18 protein-coding genes are annotated in these 15,736 nt (G+C 62.5%); 15 read left to right on the top strand and 3 right to left on the bottom strand.

Features of this window, described 5'->3' with window-relative positions; genetic code table 11:
- Positions 1–196: 196 nt before the first annotated feature.
- The 3 genes from B0G76_RS11395 (at position 197) to B0G76_RS11385 (ending at position 3,042) form a co-directional block, all read left to right on the top strand.
- Positions 197–856, top strand: a complete 660-nt coding sequence (locus B0G76_RS11395) for a response regulator (protein WP_120292168.1) — start codon at positions 197–199, stop codon at positions 854–856.
- Positions 856–2,220, top strand: a complete 1,365-nt coding sequence (locus B0G76_RS11390; RefSeq protein WP_120292166.1) for an ATP-binding protein — start codon at positions 856–858, stop codon at positions 2,218–2,220. The genes B0G76_RS11395 and B0G76_RS11390 overlap by 1 nt, the downstream gene beginning before the upstream one ends.
- 96 nt (positions 2,221–2,316) lie before the next feature.
- Positions 2,317–3,042 (top strand): ProQ/FinO family protein, encoded by a 726-nt coding sequence (locus tag B0G76_RS11385; RefSeq protein ID WP_120292164.1) that lies wholly within the window; start codon positions 2,317–2,319, stop codon positions 3,040–3,042.
- An 18-nt stretch (positions 3,043–3,060) separates the two neighbouring features.
- Here the strand turns inward: B0G76_RS11385 and B0G76_RS11380 are convergent, their stop codons facing one another.
- On the bottom strand, positions 3,061–4,404 hold the full coding sequence (locus B0G76_RS11380) for a TAXI family TRAP transporter solute-binding subunit (protein WP_120292162.1): 1,344 nt from the start codon (positions 4,402–4,404) through the stop codon (positions 3,061–3,063).
- A 162-nt stretch (positions 4,405–4,566) separates the two neighbouring features.
- Here B0G76_RS11380 and B0G76_RS11375 point away from each other — a divergent pair, with 162 nt between their 5' ends.
- From B0G76_RS11375 to B0G76_RS11360, 4 genes are all read left to right on the top strand, one after another.
- Positions 4,567–5,010: a DUF2946 domain-containing protein gene (locus B0G76_RS11375; protein ID WP_409076710.1), complete on the top strand. Its 444-nt coding sequence runs from the start codon at positions 4,567–4,569 to the stop codon at positions 5,008–5,010.
- A 105-nt stretch (positions 5,011–5,115) separates the two neighbouring features.
- Entirely contained in the window at positions 5,116–6,012 is an 897-nt protein-coding gene (locus B0G76_RS11370; protein ID WP_120292158.1) for a hypothetical protein, read from the top strand.
- Positions 6,013–6,060: 48 nt separating this feature from the next.
- Entirely contained in the window at positions 6,061–6,441 is a 381-nt protein-coding gene (locus B0G76_RS11365) for a copper resistance protein CopC (protein WP_120296316.1), read from the top strand.
- 168 nt (positions 6,442–6,609) lie between these two features.
- Complete coding sequence (locus B0G76_RS11360) at positions 6,610–7,677, top strand: HoxN/HupN/NixA family nickel/cobalt transporter (RefSeq protein ID WP_120292156.1); 1,068 nt, start codon at positions 6,610–6,612, stop codon at positions 7,675–7,677.
- Positions 7,678–7,719: 42 nt separating this feature from the next.
- Here B0G76_RS11360 and B0G76_RS44765 read toward each other — a convergent pair whose 3' ends face one another.
- Complete coding sequence (locus B0G76_RS44765; RefSeq protein WP_409076751.1) at positions 7,720–8,217, bottom strand: IS5 family transposase; 498 nt, start codon at positions 8,215–8,217, stop codon at positions 7,720–7,722.
- Positions 8,127–8,537, bottom strand: coding sequence for a transposase (locus B0G76_RS44760; protein ID WP_409076709.1), 411 nt, complete (start codon positions 8,535–8,537; stop codon positions 8,127–8,129). The genes B0G76_RS44765 and B0G76_RS44760 overlap by 91 nt, the downstream gene beginning before the upstream one ends.
- A 394-nt stretch (positions 8,538–8,931) precedes the next feature.
- On the opposite strand from B0G76_RS44760, the gene B0G76_RS11350 reads away from it, so the two are divergent.
- Genes B0G76_RS11350 through B0G76_RS11315 form a run of 8 tightly spaced genes read left to right on the top strand, consistent with a single transcriptional unit; the run spans position 8,932 to position 15,721 of the window.
- A complete protein-coding gene (locus B0G76_RS11350; RefSeq protein ID WP_120292152.1) occupies positions 8,932–9,990 on the top strand; it encodes a hydrogenase expression protein HypE in 1,059 nt (352 codons plus the stop codon).
- Between the two features lie 60 nt (positions 9,991–10,050).
- Entirely contained in the window at positions 10,051–11,865 is a 1,815-nt protein-coding gene (locus tag B0G76_RS11345) for a nickel-dependent hydrogenase large subunit (RefSeq protein WP_120292150.1), read from the top strand.
- Entirely contained in the window at positions 11,862–12,452 is a 591-nt protein-coding gene (locus tag B0G76_RS11340) for a NifU family protein (protein WP_120292149.1), read from the top strand. The genes B0G76_RS11345 and B0G76_RS11340 overlap by 4 nt, the downstream gene beginning before the upstream one ends.
- A complete protein-coding gene (locus B0G76_RS11335) occupies positions 12,449–13,087 on the top strand; it encodes a DUF5947 family protein (protein WP_120292147.1) in 639 nt (212 codons plus the stop codon). The genes B0G76_RS11340 and B0G76_RS11335 overlap by 4 nt, the downstream gene beginning before the upstream one ends.
- On the top strand, positions 13,080–13,727 hold the full coding sequence (locus B0G76_RS11330; RefSeq protein WP_120292145.1) for a DUF6084 family protein: 648 nt from the start codon (positions 13,080–13,082) through the stop codon (positions 13,725–13,727). Before B0G76_RS11335 ends, B0G76_RS11330 begins: the two co-directional genes overlap by 8 nt.
- Complete coding sequence (locus B0G76_RS11325) at positions 13,724–15,172, top strand: hypothetical protein (RefSeq protein ID WP_120292143.1); 1,449 nt, start codon at positions 13,724–13,726, stop codon at positions 15,170–15,172. Before B0G76_RS11330 ends, B0G76_RS11325 begins: the two co-directional genes overlap by 4 nt.
- Entirely contained in the window at positions 15,169–15,498 is a 330-nt protein-coding gene (locus B0G76_RS11320) for a hydrogenase maturation protease (protein WP_120292141.1), read from the top strand. Before B0G76_RS11325 ends, B0G76_RS11320 begins: the two co-directional genes overlap by 4 nt.
- On the top strand, positions 15,485–15,721 hold the full coding sequence (locus B0G76_RS11315; RefSeq protein ID WP_120292139.1) for a hypothetical protein: 237 nt from the start codon (positions 15,485–15,487) through the stop codon (positions 15,719–15,721). Before B0G76_RS11320 ends, B0G76_RS11315 begins: the two co-directional genes overlap by 14 nt.
- Positions 15,722–15,736: the final 15 nt, after the last annotated feature.

The following is a 15,736-nucleotide window of genomic DNA, read 5'->3' as shown; positions in this document are numbered from 1 at the left end:
TGATGGGACAGCCGCGAGCGGACGTCGCAGAACAGGTGCCGATTCTGCTCATGGAGAGCTTAAGGAACGCTTAACCGAAATTTAAGCGTCCCATCAGCCTCCCTTCAGCGTCGCCTAAGCTTCCCTTAAGGATGACATAAGGAAGCGTTAAGCTAACAGGTCGGACAATGCGGGCAAACTGGAAAGAGGAGAGGTCATGCGTCTGTTACTCGTCGAAGACGACGACATGATTGCGGAGACGGTATTGGGCGCGATGCGCCGCTCGGGCTACGCGATCGATTGGGCCGAAGACGGCCGTGCGGCAGAGTTGTCGCTGGGTAATGGCGTGTATGACCTCGTGCTGCTCGATCTCGGCTTGCCGAAGAAAGACGGCATCGACGTGCTCAATGCCTACCGCAAGAGCGGCGGCGCCGCGCCGGTGATCATCCTGACCGCGCGCGACGCCGTCGACGAGCGGATTCGCGGCCTCGATGCGGGCGCCGACGACTACCTGATCAAACCCTTTGACCTCGACGAACTCGCCGCGCGGGTGCGCGCGCTATTGCGCCGGCGCACCGGCCAGAAGCAACCCATCTATGCGCACGGCGAACTCACACTCGATCCCGCGGCGCATGAAGTCACCAAAGGCGGCGACGTGCTGCCGCTCGTGCCGCGCGAGTTCGCGTTGCTGCAGGCGCTGATCGAAGAACCCACGCGCGTGTTCACCAAGGCCGAGCTGGAAGAAAAGTTGTACGGCTGGGGCGAGGAGGTGGGCAGCAACACCATCGAAGTGCATGTGCACAGTTTGCGGCGCAAGATCGGCGCGGAGCAGGTGGTGACCGTGCGCGGCGTGGGCTACCGTCTGAAGAGGTGCTGATGACGTCGATTCGCCGCTGGCTGCTGGGCTGGCTGATTTTCGGGCTGGCCGCGGCCTCGGGTGTGGCCGGCTTCGGCATTTTTCACACCGCGCGCGAAGAAGCGGGCGAACTGTTCGACTACGAGCTGCGCACCGTGGCGCTGTCGTTACCGTCGAATCTGGCCGGTGCAAGCGACGGCGAGCATCACAGCCCCGACCTGGGCGATCTGGCCGACGACCGGGTCGTGATCGAGATCTGGGACCGGTCCGGCGCGCTCATTTATCACTCGATACGGGCACCGGAATTCTCGCGTTTGCCCGCGGGCTTCAGCACCGTCGAACGCAGCGAGGTTCATTGGCGTGTATTCGGTTTGGAACAGCACGACCGCTATATCCAGGTTGCGCAGCCGATCTCCGTGCGCGAGGACCTCGCGCTGCAACTGGCACTGCATACGCTGTGGCCGCTCGGCGTGCTGGTGCCGGTGACGATCGTGCTGGTGCTGCTGGTGGTGGCAAAGGGACTCGCGCCAATCGGCGGGCTGACGCGCGCGCTGACGACCCGTTCGCTCGATTCGCTGGAGCCGTTGCACCTGGACGGCACGGTGCCGGTCGAAATCAAACCGCTGGTGGAAGCGCTCAACGATCTGCTGCAACGGCTGAACGTCGCTTCGCAGGCGCAGCGCACATTTATCGCCGATGCCGCACATGAGTTGCGCTCGCCGCTTGCGGCGCTGAAGCTGCAATTGCAGGCGGCGTCCCGCGACGGCACGTTAAAGGGCGAGGGTCAGGCTCTTGAGCGCGTCGAGGGGCGCGTCAACCGGATCATTTACCTGGTGCAGCAGTTGCTGACGCTGGCGCGCGAGGACGCGCATCCCGTGACGTCGATGGTGCCGGTGAGCTTGCGCCGGATCGGCGAGCAGGCAGTGGGGGACTTTTCGCTGCTCGCGGAGACCAAGGAGATCGATCTCGGGCTCGAGTGTGAAGACGCTCGCGCGGGCTATGATGCCTATACGGTACTCGCCGAGCCGCATGGGATGAGCGTCTTGCTGGGCAATCTGATCAACAACGCAATCCGTCATACGCCGCGGGGCGGGCGTGTAGATGTGATTCTGAGGCGCGCCGGCGAGCGGGTGGGGTTTGACGTGGTGGATAGCGGGTCCGGAATACCGGAGGCCGAAATCGAGCGGGTTTTCGATCGGTTTTATCGAGGGGAAGAGGCGCAAGGCGATGGCAGCGGGCTTGGCCTCGCGATCGTGGCGCGGATCGCCGCGCGGCATCAGCTTGCGCTTTCCTTGCGCAATAATGTTGGGCGGGCCGGGCTCTGCGTGTCGGTTTTTGGCCTGACGGCGTATGAGCTTGTCGCGCCTGTTGCGGCCAAAAGTTGATCGTTCCCCGCCACCGGCACGCGGTGCATCGCCGGGTGTCAGGAGCGTGTCCCAACACGCTGCTACAATCTTGTCTTTCTCGATTGATTGTGCGCTATGGGTTTCGAACAACTCGCTGAATTGAAGAAGCAACTGGCTGCGGCACGCGCCGAAGCTGCACCTGCGGCCAAGCCTGTCGCCAAGCCCGGTGCGAAGCCCGCGCGCAAGCCGTCGCCGCCGCGCCGTGCCGCGCCCGCTGCCAAGCCGGCCACTGACGCCAGGCCCGCCGCCGAGGCCAGGCCGGCGGCCGACGCAAGGCCTGTGGACCCGGTGGTGAAATCGATCGGGAGACTGCAAAAACGCTTCCCGAATGTCTTCCCGAAGAATCCGGCGCCCAAGCTGCCGCTGAAGGTCGGCATCTTTGAAGACCTCGTGGCTCACGCGAAGGAACTGTCGCTGACCGAAGCCGAGTTGCGCGACGCGATCAAGACCTGGTGCCGTGGCAGCCGCTACTGGAAGTGCCTGGTCGAAGGCGCCGCGCGCGTCGATCTGACGGCCGGCGAAGCAGGCAAGGTGACGGCACAGGAAGCAGCCGGCGCGCAGCGTCTGCAGGCGCATCGTGCGGGCAGGGGCGCGGCGAAAGCAGCGGCTCCGTCGGCTGAGGCATCCGCGAACGCTGCGGTCGCGCCGGATGCTGCATCCACCTCGGTCGAGCCGGTGGCGCAAGCAGCAGCCACCGCGCAAGATGGCGCAGAAAGCCAGCCGCAAGCTGCCTCGGCGGACACCCAGGCCGCTGAATCGACAACGCCGCCGGCCACACCCTCGGCCGCCACAGAAGCGTAAAAAAGCTCGCCGCCCCGTCTAGGGGTGGCTGCCTTGCGCCGCCAGCCGGCTGCGCACAAAGCCGACGTGCTCGCGCAGCACATAGAACGCGTCGGCATATGCAAGCGGCATACGCAAGCGGTTCAGCGACGCCTCGATCTGATCGAGTTCCGCGAAAAGCTGCTTGCGCTCCTCCTCGGTCGAGTCGGCGAGTGCGCCGCGCTCGATCGCAATCAACGCCCCGTAATAGCGATAGATGCGCGAGCGTACCCGCCATCCGTAAAGCGCCGGGATCAGCCGCATCGCCGGAATCAGCAGCACCGCCATCGGCAGTAGCAGAACGAGCGTGCGGTCGCCAATGCTCGCGAGCCAGAACGGCAGCGTGCGGTACAGGAAACTCTTGCCGGTCTTGTAGTAGCGCTGCGCGTCCTCGCTGATCTGGTACTCATGGGCGACCGGACTCGGGAATTGCCCCGCGCGCTGCAGGAGCCCAGGCAGGCCGTGCACCTCCTGCGCGGCTTCGATCAATAAGTCGGAAATGGCCGGATGCAAATTGGTCCGTGCCACGAGTTCGACCGTCGGGCTGATCAGATGGACCGTGTCGGGCGGAATCCTGTGCTTGAGATCCAGCACGCCAGGTGGCAGGTCGATCTCGTCGAGATAGGGAAAGAGCCGCGTATAGGCGCTGGCTTCGTCGAAATCCATCACGGAGATGCCGGGCACCTTCAGGAGCCGCAGCATCAAACCGCGCGTGGCCGAGTCGCCGTTCAGGATCGCCGCGTCGACTTCGCCCGCCACGAGTTGCGTGGCGGCCTGCAAGCCGTCGCTCGGCACCAGCACGGTGTCGCCGCCCGGTTCGATGCCGTTGGCTTCCAGCAGCTTGAGCGCGAGGAGGCGCGTGCCGCTGCCTTCGCGGCCAATGGCAATCCGTTTGCCTTCCAGTTCTGAAAGCTCGCCGATACCCGTGCCGCGATAGAACACGACCACCGGAATGTAGAACACGCTGCCAAGCGACATCAGCGACGACGTGTCGATCCCGTCGGCCGCACCGCCTTGCACGAGCGCGAGATCGACATGCTGTTTCGGGTCGAGCAGACGGTGCAGGTTCTCCACCGAGCCATCGGATTCCAGCACCTTCAGCGTAATGCCGTTGCGGGCGAGGATCTTCTTGTACAGATCGGCGGTGACGAAGAACGAACTATCGTGCGGGCCCGCGCTGATCGTGATGGTTTTCGGCGGCGCCGGATCGACCACCCAGACGATCAGCGTGACCATCAGCACGACAAGCGCGGCCACGATGACGTAAGGCAGGGTGTGATCGCGCCACTCCGCATGCGAATGATCGCCGGGTAAGTGCGGGGGACGCGGGCGATACGCTTTCATGGACACTCCGTGCCAAGAGCCGGGATGAGGCATTGTCCACTGTCCGTGGCGTAAACGTGAAGTGTCTGGCACTAGTGGCATAAGCTGTGTTTCACGCGCAGGGACGCGCGGTGCCCCATGGCATAATCCACCGCAGCTTCTAATCGTGTCGCCGGGCGCATCTTGAGTCGTCTCTTTCGGAAGATCGGCAGTTGGCTGGGATTGTTTGCGATCCTGATGGCCACGCTCGCGCCAACAATCTCCCATTCGCTCGCTGCACGCAACGGCGGTGAAACCGCAATGGAAGGCGAGCATTGCTCGATGCCGTCAATGGCTTCCATGCCGGGGATGGATGCCATGTCTGCCATGTCCTCCATGCCCTCCATGCCGGACCAGGCATCGGACGACCCCAGCGGCAAACATACTCAACACACTGCCACCTCCGACGGCGACGCCTGCGGCTATTGCAGTCTGCTCGCCCACATGCCTGCGCTGCCCAGCGTCGAGACATTGTTCTTCGTCACCGTTCGCGTGCTTCAGCATACCGTCGCCACCCGCTTCGAGAGCGTTCGCCGCGTCGAACCGCTCACCTTCGCGCAGCCCCGCGCCCCGCCGCACGCATCCTGATTCGAGTCACACCGGCGCGATGCCATGAGCGCATCGCGATGCCGTCGCACGTCCGTCTGTAGAGACGCGCGCCGGTCTTGCCATGACCCATGAACAGGATGAACCATGCACACCCGTGCAACGCGCAGCGCGATACCGCTGCGCACGACGTCGCTCGTTGCGGCTGCCATCGGCGTATTGCTCTTCGCCCCTTCAATCGCGAGTGCTCACGCGATTGCGGGTAATCGCGTCTTTCCCTCGACGATGGCCGTTGACGACCCCGGCGTCGGCGACGAAGCCAACCTCGAGTACGGGCACCAGCGCGTGCCGGGCGACAACGGCGATCAAAGTATCAATACCTTCGACTTCGAGTACGACAAACTGATCACGCCGCGCCTGGCCGTCTCGGTAGACGGCAGCTACGTGATGCAAAACAACCCGAAGGCGCGCGGCTTCGACAACTTCGGCGTCGGTCTGAAGTACCTGCTGTATGTCAACGACGAACACGAGTTCATGACTTCAGTCGGCGTGAACGCCGAACTCGGCGGCACAGGAAGCCGTGCGATCGCGAGCAACTTCTCGACGATCTCGCCGACGATCTACGCCGGCAAGGGCATGGGCGATCTGCCCGCGTCGCTGGCTTATTTGCGGCCGATCGCGATCACGGGTGAAGCCGGCCCGGCGCTGACAACGGGAGCGGGGCAGCCGAACGCATTCAACTACGGCTTCACCGTGCAATACAGCTTGCCGTATCTGCAGCAGCACGTGCACGACATCGGCCTGCCTCAGCCGTTGGCGAATGTCATTCCGCTGGTGGAAGTTCCGCTCTCGAGAAGCCAGGGGCAGACAACCGGCACGGTCAATCCGGGCTTCATCTGGATCAACCGCTATGGCCAGTTCGGCGTCGAGGCGCAAATCCCGATCAACCACGCAAGCGGTTCGCACGTAGGCATTCTGGTGCAGGCCCACATCTTCTTCGACGATGTCGCGCCGACCACGATCGGCAAGCCTCTCTTCCAGTAACGTAGCCAAACCTTTAATACTGTTAATACCGTTATGCAGGAGTGCGCGATGAAAAACGATCGACATGACCGGCTGCGCGCCGCGGCGAAGCTGCCGTTGCTGATTGCCGGGCTCGCCTTCGCGAGCGCCGCTTTCGCTCATGTATTTCCCCAGAAGCAGGAGCCGGGCGCGGGCGCGACGGTGGCCTCGCCCGCGCAGATCCGCGTGATGTTCGACGGGCCGCTCGAGCCGTCATTCAGCTCGCTGACCGTGACCGACGCAAGCGGCAAGCAGGTCAACACGGAGAAATCCGCCGTCGACGCCCATCAGACGGCGACGATGACCGTGCCCCTACCGCCGCTCGCGGCCGGGCATTACACCGTGCACTGGGTGGCCGTGGCATCCGACGGGCACCGCACGCACGGCGACTATGCGTTCGACGTGAAGTAGTTTGAAACAGTGATGCGCTGCGTCATCGAAGGAACGATGGCGCGGCGTGTCCGATCTCGCCGGGGATCGTATGCGCGAAAAAGTAACAGGAAAAGGTCTATTATCGATTGCAGGCATTGAGCGCTTGACTGTGCAATGCAGCAGCCTTTGCCTCCCGGGAGAGAACCCATGACGGAGTTTGTGAAGGCGCTCCTCGGCGAGGAAGAGGGCCAACGGCGTGGTCAACAGCGCCGGCAGATCGCATGGCTCTACGCGTTTTTGCTTACTTTCAATCTCGCGGCATGGGTGACGGCCTTCGTGGCGTTTCGCGGCTACCCGCTGCTGATGGGCTCCTGCCTGCTTGCTTACTCGTTTGGCCTGCGGCACGCGGTGGACGCGGATCATATCGCGGCCATCGACAACGTCACGCGCAAGCTGATGCAGTCCGGCCAGCGTCCGCTGACGGTGGGGCTGATGTTCTCGCTGGGACACGCCACCATTGTCGTGCTGGCGACGATCGGCATTGCGGCGACCGCCATGGCGTTGCAAAGCCGCATGAGCGACTTCAAGGAAATCGGCGCCGTAATCGGCACGCTCGTGTCGACGTTCTTCCTGTTTGCCATTGCGCTGCTGAATCTGATCGTGCTGCGCTCGGTGCTGCGCGCTTTTCGGCGCGTACGCCGAGGCGAACCTTATGTCGATGAGGATCTCGATATGCTGCTCGCCAATCGTGGCTTTCTCGCGCGTGTTTTCCGGCCGCTATTTCGCCTGATCAGCCGGAGCTGGCATATGTACCCACTCGGCTTTCTGTTCGGCCTCGGTTTCGATACCGCAACGGAAGTCGGGCTGCTTGGCATATCCGCCGCCGGCGCCGCGCAGGGCATGTCGATCTGGTCGATTCTGGTGTTTCCGGTGCTGTTCATGGCGGGCATGACGCTCGTCGACACCACCGACAGCATCCTGATGCTGGGCGCCTATGGTTGGGTGTTTGTGAAGCCGGTCCGCAAGCTGTATTACAACATCACCGTCACGACGATTTCGGTGCTCGTCGCGCTCTTTGTCGGCGGGATGGAAGGTCTCGGATTGCTGGCCGGCAAGCTGCACCTGAGTGGCGGATTCTGGCAGGCGGTGGGCAGTCTGAACGACAACGTCGGCATGATCGGCTACGCGATCATCGGTGTATTTCTGGCGAGCTGGCTGTTGTCAGTCGCGTTTTACAAATGGATGCGATTCGAGGAACTCGAGATTCGCCCGTGAGGGTTGTAACAGATCAATCGCCTGAACCCTTAAGAGACCAGTTCAAAAAGGGCGCTCAGTTCGGCTGAAGATGTTCCAGCAGACGAGTGAGCAGGCTAGTTTGAGGAATGCTTCATGAATGTCAGATCGGCGTTCGAAGCGAATGCGAAGACGACGGAAACCATGGAGCCACGAATGAGTCCGTTCGACGACCCAACGGAACTTGCCGAGGCCGCTGCCGTGTTCGGTGCGGCGCCTGGCGATGACCGGTCTGATGCCACGCTCGCGAAGTCTGCGGCGATGCGAGTCGGAGTCGTAGCCACGGTCGGCGTAGATGACCTTGGGCTTGCGAAGCGGTCGGCCACGAGTGCCGCGAATCGGCGGGATAGCGTCGACCAGCGGTAGCAGTTGCGTGACATCGTTGCGGTTCGCGCCGGTCACGATCACGCTGACAGGAACGCCGTTCGCGTCTACGAGGACGTGGTGTTTGGACCCTGGTCGTGCGCGATCGGTGGGGTTTGGCCCAGTTTTTGGCCCGCCCCAACGGCTCGCACGGACGATGAATCGACAGCCGCATATGAGAAATCGAGCTGGCCAGATTCGCGCAGCTTGTCGAGCAGTAGCCCGTGCAGCTTGTCCCACACTCCGGCCTGCTGCCAGCCGTGCAACCGACGCCAGCAAGTCGCTCCAGAGCCGAAGCCCAGGCGGGTCGGGAGATGGTTCCAACGCATCCCTGTCTTCAGCACGAGCAGGATGCCATTGAGTGCTGCACGGTCCGAGACCGGCAGCCGTCCAGGGTACCGCCTGCGTCGCGGTTTGGGCGGTGGAAGTAGCGGTTCGATCAGTGCCCACAGTTCGTCATCGATGATAGGTGCCGGCATTTCTTGATCCGTTGTTCAGGCATCCAAGGTTAACCGTTTCGTGGAAAAGTAAACAGCCCTTCCGGGCTTTTTTTTGAACTGGCCTTTAAGGGCTATTGTCAGAGAATTACGGTAGTCGCACCCATCGGGTTATCAGGCCCAGGCCGCGCCATGTCTCGTGAATAAGGGACGGAGACTGGGTTATTTCGCATCGCTGAACTATACTCAAAAAAGTTTTTCGGGCTCATCACGGTGGGCACCTTTCCCAACAATACATGCAGCAAATCGGATCCTTTTGACCGCATAGTGCGGAATTATTGCCGACCGATTGCTGGACACGTGACTGCCGTGCGGCACTCGCCACGTATCTTTGCCTGATTGAAAAAGAACGTGGTTCGCAGTGGAGACACACATCATGGCAGAAGCAGATAACGTCCCTTATGGGCGCAAGACTCAGCACGCGCCGGCTCTAAACGAAGTGCACATCATCTGGATCACCGCGGGCCTCGGCTGCGACGGCGATTCGGTATCGATTACCGCGGCGACTCAGCCGAGCATCGAAGATGTGATTCTCGGTGCGATTCCCGGTCTACCCAAGGTGCATTTGCACAACCCGGTATTGGCGTATGAGAACGGCGACGAGTTTCTCAAACCGTTTCATCAGGCCGCGCGTGGCGAGCTCGAGAACTTCGTGCTGGTGATGGAGGGGTCCATTCCGAACGAGCGTATCAATCGCGAAGGATACTGGGCCGCCTTGGGCACCGACCCCGATACACAGGAACCGATCACGATTCCGCAATGGCTCGACCGGCTGGCGCCGCGCGCGCTGGCGGTCGTCGGCGCGGGCACCTGCGCGACCTATGGCGGCATTCACGCCATGGAAGGCAATCCGACCGGCTGCATGGGCCTCGCCGATTACCTCGGCTGGGACTGGAAGTCGAAAGCGGGCCTGCCGATCGTCAATGTGCCGGGCTGTCCGGTGCAGCCGGACAACTTCATGGAGACGCTGCTCTATCTGCTCTATCAACTGGCGGGTCTCGCGCCGATGATTCCGCTCGACGATGCGTTGCGGCCGAAGTGGCTCTTTACCCGCACCGTTCACGACGGTTGCGATCGTGCGGGCTCCTACGAACAGGCGATCTTCGCCAGCGAATACGGCAGCCCGAATTGCATCGTCAAGCTGGGCTGCTGGGGGCCCGTCGTGCAGTGCAACGTGCCAAAACGCGGCTGGATGGCCGGCATTGGTGGTTGTCCGAATGTGGGGGGCATCTGCATCGGCTGCACGATGCCGGGCTTTCCCGACAAGTTCATGCCGTTCATGGATCAGCCACCGGGATCGGTGCTGTCGTCGAATCTGATCAAGAGCTATGGTCCGCTGATTCGCAGCCTGCGCAAGCTCACCAACAACACGCTCAACGACGAGCCGAAATGGCGTCACAACGGTTCGAAACTCACCACCGGCTACCGTCGCTGATCCGGCGGCGTAGTAGGCGATGTAGTTGGCGGAATTCGACTTGTCAGCAGGGAGAAGGTCATGGCCGTTAGTACCGCACCTGAAGCGACCGCAAGCACCCAGGCAGCGCCGGGCAAGCTGGTCGAAATGAACTGGGATCCGATTACGCGGATCGTGGGCAGCCTGGGGATTTACACCAAGATCGATTTTGCGAACCGCCGCGTGGCGGAGTGCTACAGCACCTCATCGATCTTTCGTGGTTACAGCATTTTCATGAAGGGCAAAGACCCGCGCGACGCGCATTTCATCACGAGCCGTATCTGCGGGATCTGCGGCGACAATCACGCGACCTGTTCGGTGTATGCGCAGAATATGGCGTACGGCGTGAAACCGCCGGCGATTGCCGAATGGATCGTCAATCTCGGCGAAGCGGCCGAATACATGTTCGACCACAACATTTTCCAGGACAACCTGGTGGGTGTGGATTTCTGCGAAAAGATGGTCAGGGAGACCAATCCCGGTGTGTGGGCCAAGGCGCAAAAAACACCCGCGCCAAATGCGGACAAACATGGCTACAAGACCATCGCGGATATCATGACCGCGCTCAATCCGTTCACCGGCGAGTTCTATCGCGAGACCTTGATGGTCAGCCGCTATACGCGCGAGATGTTCTGCCTGATGGAAGGGCGTCACGTGCATCCGTCGACGCTTTATCCCGGTGGTGTGGGCACGGTGCCCACCATTCAGCTGTTCACGGATTACATCACGCGTTTGATGAAGTACGTCGAGTTCATGAAGAAAGTCGTGCCGCTTCATGACGATCTGTTCAACTTCTTCTATGAAGCGCTACCGGGTTACGAAGAAGTCGGCAGGCGCCGTATTCTGCTCGGTTGCTGGGGCTCGTTCCAGGACCCGAACGTGTGCGACTACAGCTACAACGCCATGACGCAATGGGGCCGCGGCATGTTCGTCACACCGGGCGTGGTGGTGGACGGCGAACTGGTGACCACCGATCTCGTGGATATCAATCTGAACATCCGCATCCTGTTGGGCAGTTCCTATTACGACGATTGGGATCACGAAGAAACCTTCGTCAAGCAGGACCCGCTCGGCAATCCCGTGGACCGCAAGCACCCGTGGAATCAGACCACGCTGCCACGCCCGCAGAAGCGCAAATTCGACGGCAACTACACGTGGGTGATGTCGCCGCGCTGGCTCGACAAGCGCACGGGCGATCACCTCGCGCTCGATACCGGCGGCGGACCGATCGCACGCCTGTGGGCCACCGCGTTGGCGGGGCTGGTGGATATCGGTTACATCAAGGCGACCGGCCAAAGCGTGAAGATCTACTTGCCGAAGACTGCGCTCAAGCCCGAAGTCGAATTCGAATGGAAGATTCCGAAGTGGAGCAATGCGATCGAACGCGATCGCGCCCGCACCTATTTTCAGGCGTATTCGGCGGCGGCCGCTTTGTACTTTGCCGAGCAGGCGCTGGCGGAATTGCATGCGGGCCGCACCCGCACGTTCAGTGACTTTACGGTGCCGGAGGAAGCCATTGGTTGCGGTTTCCATGAAGCGGTGCGCGGCGTGCTCTCGCATCATCTCGTGATCCGCGAGGGCAAGATCGCCAACTATCACCCGTATCCGCCTACGCCGTGGAACGCCAATCCGCGCGATATCTACGGCACACCTGGACCGTATGAAGACGCGGTGCAGAACACGCCGATCTTCGAAGAGAACGGGCCGGACAAATTCAAGGGTATCGACATCATGCGCGCAGTGCGCAGTTTCGACCCGTGTCTGCCGTGCGGCGTGCATATGTACGTCGGCAATGGCAAGACGATCGATACGTCGCACTCGCCGACGTTCGGCGTGATGCAGGGAGCGCACACGTGAGCGACGACCGCGCGGTCGCCGCGCAGCAACGCCGCATCGATGAACTGATTGTGGCGCTGGAAGCGCTCGACGATCCGCGCGCGCGTGAGCCGGCCAAAGAACTGTTGCAGGTCGTGCTCGATCTGCATACGAACGGGCTCGCACGGCTGATGGAGATCGTGGCGGACGCGGGTGCGATGGACGACGCCATGGTCGCGGCGTTCGAGCGCGACGCCGGCGTGTCGGCCTTGCTGCTTTTGCATGGTCTGCATCCGCAGGATCTGCCCACGCGCGTGTCGCGCGCGGTCGAAAAGATGCGGCCGTTGCTCGGCGCTCAGGGGATCCAGATCGAACTGCTCGACGCCGCGGAAGAAGCGGTGCGTGTGCGCGTGGCCGGCCGTTTGCAGGGCAAGCACAACTCGGTAGGCGAGTTGCAGCAGGACATCGAACGCGCGATTTTCGAAGCGGCGCCGGAAACAATGCGTGTCGAAATCGCGGGCTTGCCGGACGTCAATGTGCATGAACTGCGCTTTGTGCCGCATCGCACTGAGGCGGCAAGCGTCGTAACGAGCGAGATGGCAAGCCGGACCGAGGCCGGCGCGCAATGACGCCCGCCGCCGTCACGACACGCGGCTGGGTTGCGCGGCTGCGCCATTTCGTGCGCAAAGCCGACGACATGCAATGCGAGTTGTGCGGATTGCCGCTTCTATCCGATCACCCCCATCTGTTCGAAACCGCCAGGCGGCAGCTCCTTTGCTGTTGCCGTGCGTGCGCGCTGTTGTTCGGCAGTCAACAGAATGCGCGCTATCGTCCGGTGCCGCGCGATGCGCGTTATCTCGCCGGTTTCCGCATGAGCGACGCGCAATGGGACGCGTTGGCGATTCCCATCGATATCGCTTTCTTCTTTCACGACAGCCAGGCACAGCGTGTCGTCGCGCTTTATCCCGGCCCCGCCGGCGGCACGCAATCGCTGCTGGAATTGCAGGCATGGGACGAACTGGTCGCCGGGAATCCGTTGCTCGCGCAACTGCAACCCGATGTCGAAGCGCTGCTGGTCAACCGCAGCGAAGGCGCGCGCGATTATTACCGCGTGCCGATCGACCAGTGCTACGCGCTGACCGGCGTGATCCGCGCACGGTGGCGAGGACTGTCCGGCGGGCGGGAGGCGTGGGATTCGATTCATCGCTTCTTCGCTGCGCTGAAGACCCATGGCCGGGTGCCGGAGGGCTTGCTCCATGCCTGATCTCGGGTTCACTGTCGAGTCGGCGGAAGTCGTGCCGTTTGCCGCAGCGCCGCTGCTGACGTTCAGGTTGCGTGTCACCAACACGCCGGCGCAGGAAGAGATCGCCAGCGTGACCCTGCAATGCCAGATTCAGATCGAAGCGGCAAGACGCCGCTACACGCCCGCCGAACAATACGGACTCGAGGACCTGTTCGGCTCGCCGCCGCGTTGGGGTGAAACGCTGCGCACGCTGTTATGGACTCATACGACGGCCATCACGCCGCCGTTCAGCGGCGAGTGCGCGCTCGAATTGCCGGTGCCGTGCAGCTACGATTTCAATGTGGCCGCCACCAAATATTTTCATGGCCTCGAAGAAGGCGAGATTCCGCTGATGCTGCAATTCAGCGGTACGGTGTTCTATCGCGACGGCGGCGGCGCGTTGCAGGCCGCGCCGATTCCGTGGCACAAGGAAGCGGCGTACCGGCTGCCTGTTGCGCTATGGCGGGACATGATGACCCGCTATTACCCGAACTGCGCCTGGCTGTGTTTGCACCGGGACGTGTTCGATCGCCTCTCGCGTTACAAAAGCAGACGGGGCCTGACAAGCTGGGAGCAGGCGGTGACGAGTCTGCTCGACGGGGTAGAGGAGGACATATCGTGAACGCGGTCGAACGTGTCGTCCAGGCGGTGCTGTACGAAGGCTACATGCTGTATCCGTACCGGCCGAGCTCGGTCAAGAACCGGCAACGCTGGACCTTTGGCGGCGTGTATCCGCGCGCCTATGCCGAGGCGTCCGGCAGCGATCCGTGGGTGACCCAGACCGAGTGCTTGCTCAGCGGCACTGAACGGACCCGCGTGGCCGTGCGGCCCGGCTTTTTGCAGGTGATCGAGCGGACGGTGCTGGAGGCGGCGGACGGGTCCACTGCGCGGCCGGAGTCGGGTGAACCGGCCTGGCGCACCGTGCCCGCGCTCGATATCGACGAACGGCGCTACACCCCATGGCAGGAAGCGTCCGAACGGCACATCGCCGTGCCGGTTCTGATCGTCGGCGAATTGCTTGAGGCCCCGCGGCAGATGGCGTTTTCGTTCGAGGCGACGAGCGAGCTCGAACCGCTCGCTGACCGGCAAGGGACGCTGCGCGGCGCGCTGCACCGTACCCGGGCTTCGCTGCAAGGCCGCGTCGAATTGAGCGCCGCTAGCGTGGCGGCCGGCGTTTATCGTTTGACGGTGCGCATCGTCAACGAGACGCCGCTCGACAATGCGCGCGGCTTGAAGCGCGATGCGGCTTCGCTGTATGCGCTGGTGTCCTGCCATACGGTGCTGACTGTCGAGGGCGGTACGTGGATCTCGTCGATCGATCCGCCCGCCGAACTGGCCGAGGTTGCTGCGGCGAGCCGCAATATCGGCGCGTGGCCGGTATTGGTGGGCGATGAACAACAGCCCGACACGATGCTTGCCTCGCCGATCATTCTCTACGATTTCCCGCAGATCGCGCCTGAAAGCGCCGGCGATCTATTCGACTCCACGGAGATCGACGAGATTCTCACGCTGCGCATTCTCACCATGACCGACGACGAAAAGCGCGAAATGATTGCCACGGACGAGCGCGCGCGTGCCTTGCTTGCGCGCACCGAAAGCCTTGGCGCCGAGCAGATGGCGAAGCTGCATGGCACCTTGCGCCAGGTGCGCGTACTTGATTCGGCAAGCGTCAGCGCGTTTGCGCCGCCGGAAACACCCGCCATGCCAGTGTCGCCATGGGCCGAGCTCGACGCGCGCCCGCATCTTGCCTGCGTGCGGGTGGCAGGCGTCGAGATTCGAGTCGGCGATCAGGTGCGCTTGCACCCACGCGGCCGCGCGGACATCTTCGATATCGCGCTGAGCGGCATGATTGCCACGATCGAATCGATCGAACGCGATTTCGACGATCACGTGCATGTTGCCGTGACGGTCGACGACGACCCCGGCAAGGACTTCGGCATGCAGCGCATGCCCGGCCATCGGTTTTTCTTCGGCCCGGACGAGATCGAGCCGCTGGTTGCCGTATCCCGCCCATCGTCCCCATCTCGTCCGACTCGTTCGTCCAGTCGCAAAGGGGGGCATGCATGAGTGCGATTCTGGTGGCGGGTATCGGCAATATATTTCTCGGTGACGATGGCTTCGGCGTCGAAGTGGTGCGGCGTTTGCAAGAAAAACTTGCGGCCGGTGAGTTGCCCGCATTTCCGGACAGCGTGAGCGTCGCGGACTTCGGAATTCGCGGTATCGATCTTTGTTATGCGCTGCTCGACGGCGTGGACAGCGCGATTCTGATCGACACCATGCAGCGCGGCGCCGCGCCGGGCACGTTGCATGTGATCGAGCCGTGTGTGGAAGCATCCGTTGGCGGCGAACCAGACGATCCCCTATGCGGTGCCGGTCCTGATGTCGCCGCATGAAATGGACCCGGTCAAGGTGCTGCAAACCGTGCGGATGCTGGGCGGCGGTTGTGAGGACATCGTCGTGCTCGGTTGCGAGCCGCAAGATTTCGGCTTCGAGAATGGCGAGGAAGGAAGGATGGGTTTGAGCGGCGCGGTGTCGGCGGCGGTCGACCAGGCGGTTGAACTGGCCGTAACGCTGGTGATGGCGAAAATGGAGCGGTTGTCCGCGCGTGCTGCCTGAAAACTGAAGTGGGAG

The organism is Paraburkholderia sp. BL23I1N1 (genome assembly GCF_003610295.1).
Classification (GTDB): domain Bacteria; phylum Pseudomonadota; class Gammaproteobacteria; order Burkholderiales; family Burkholderiaceae; genus Paraburkholderia.
This window is presented reverse-complemented; position numbering and strand designations above follow the sequence as displayed.

Excerpts from the sequence above, each read along its gene's own strand:
- B0G76_RS11365 (WP_120296316.1), top strand. The coding sequence starts at position 6,061 with ATGAAAAACGATCGACATGACCGGCTGCGCGCCGCGGCGAAGCTGCCG.
- B0G76_RS11360 (WP_120292156.1), top strand. The coding sequence starts at position 6,610 with ATGACGGAGTTTGTGAAGGCGCTCCTCGGCGAGGAAGAGGGCCAACGG.
- B0G76_RS11345 (WP_120292150.1), top strand. The coding sequence starts at position 10,051 with ATGGCCGTTAGTACCGCACCTGAAGCGACCGCAAGCACCCAGGCAGCG.
- B0G76_RS11315 (WP_120292139.1), top strand. The coding sequence starts at position 15,485 with ATGTCGCCGCATGAAATGGACCCGGTCAAGGTGCTGCAAACCGTGCGG.
- B0G76_RS11320 (WP_120292141.1), top strand. The coding sequence starts at position 15,169 with ATGAGTGCGATTCTGGTGGCGGGTATCGGCAATATATTTCTCGGTGAC.
- B0G76_RS11385 (WP_120292164.1), top strand. The coding sequence starts at position 2,317 with ATGGGTTTCGAACAACTCGCTGAATTGAAGAAGCAACTGGCTGCGGCA.
- B0G76_RS11395 (WP_120292168.1), top strand. The coding sequence starts at position 197 with ATGCGTCTGTTACTCGTCGAAGACGACGACATGATTGCGGAGACGGTA.
- B0G76_RS11390 (WP_120292166.1), top strand. The coding sequence starts at position 856 with ATGACGTCGATTCGCCGCTGGCTGCTGGGCTGGCTGATTTTCGGGCTG.
- B0G76_RS11370 (WP_120292158.1), top strand. The coding sequence starts at position 5,116 with ATGCACACCCGTGCAACGCGCAGCGCGATACCGCTGCGCACGACGTCG.
- B0G76_RS11380 (WP_120292162.1), bottom strand. The coding sequence starts at position 4,404 with ATGAAAGCGTATCGCCCGCGTCCCCCGCACTTACCCGGCGATCATTCG.
- B0G76_RS11350 (WP_120292152.1), top strand. The coding sequence starts at position 8,932 with ATGGCAGAAGCAGATAACGTCCCTTATGGGCGCAAGACTCAGCACGCG.
- B0G76_RS44760 (WP_409076709.1), bottom strand. The coding sequence starts at position 8,537 with ATGCCGGCACCTATCATCGATGACGAACTGTGGGCACTGATCGAACCG.
- B0G76_RS11335 (WP_120292147.1), top strand. The coding sequence starts at position 12,449 with ATGACGCCCGCCGCCGTCACGACACGCGGCTGGGTTGCGCGGCTGCGC.
- B0G76_RS11330 (WP_120292145.1), top strand. The coding sequence starts at position 13,080 with ATGCCTGATCTCGGGTTCACTGTCGAGTCGGCGGAAGTCGTGCCGTTT.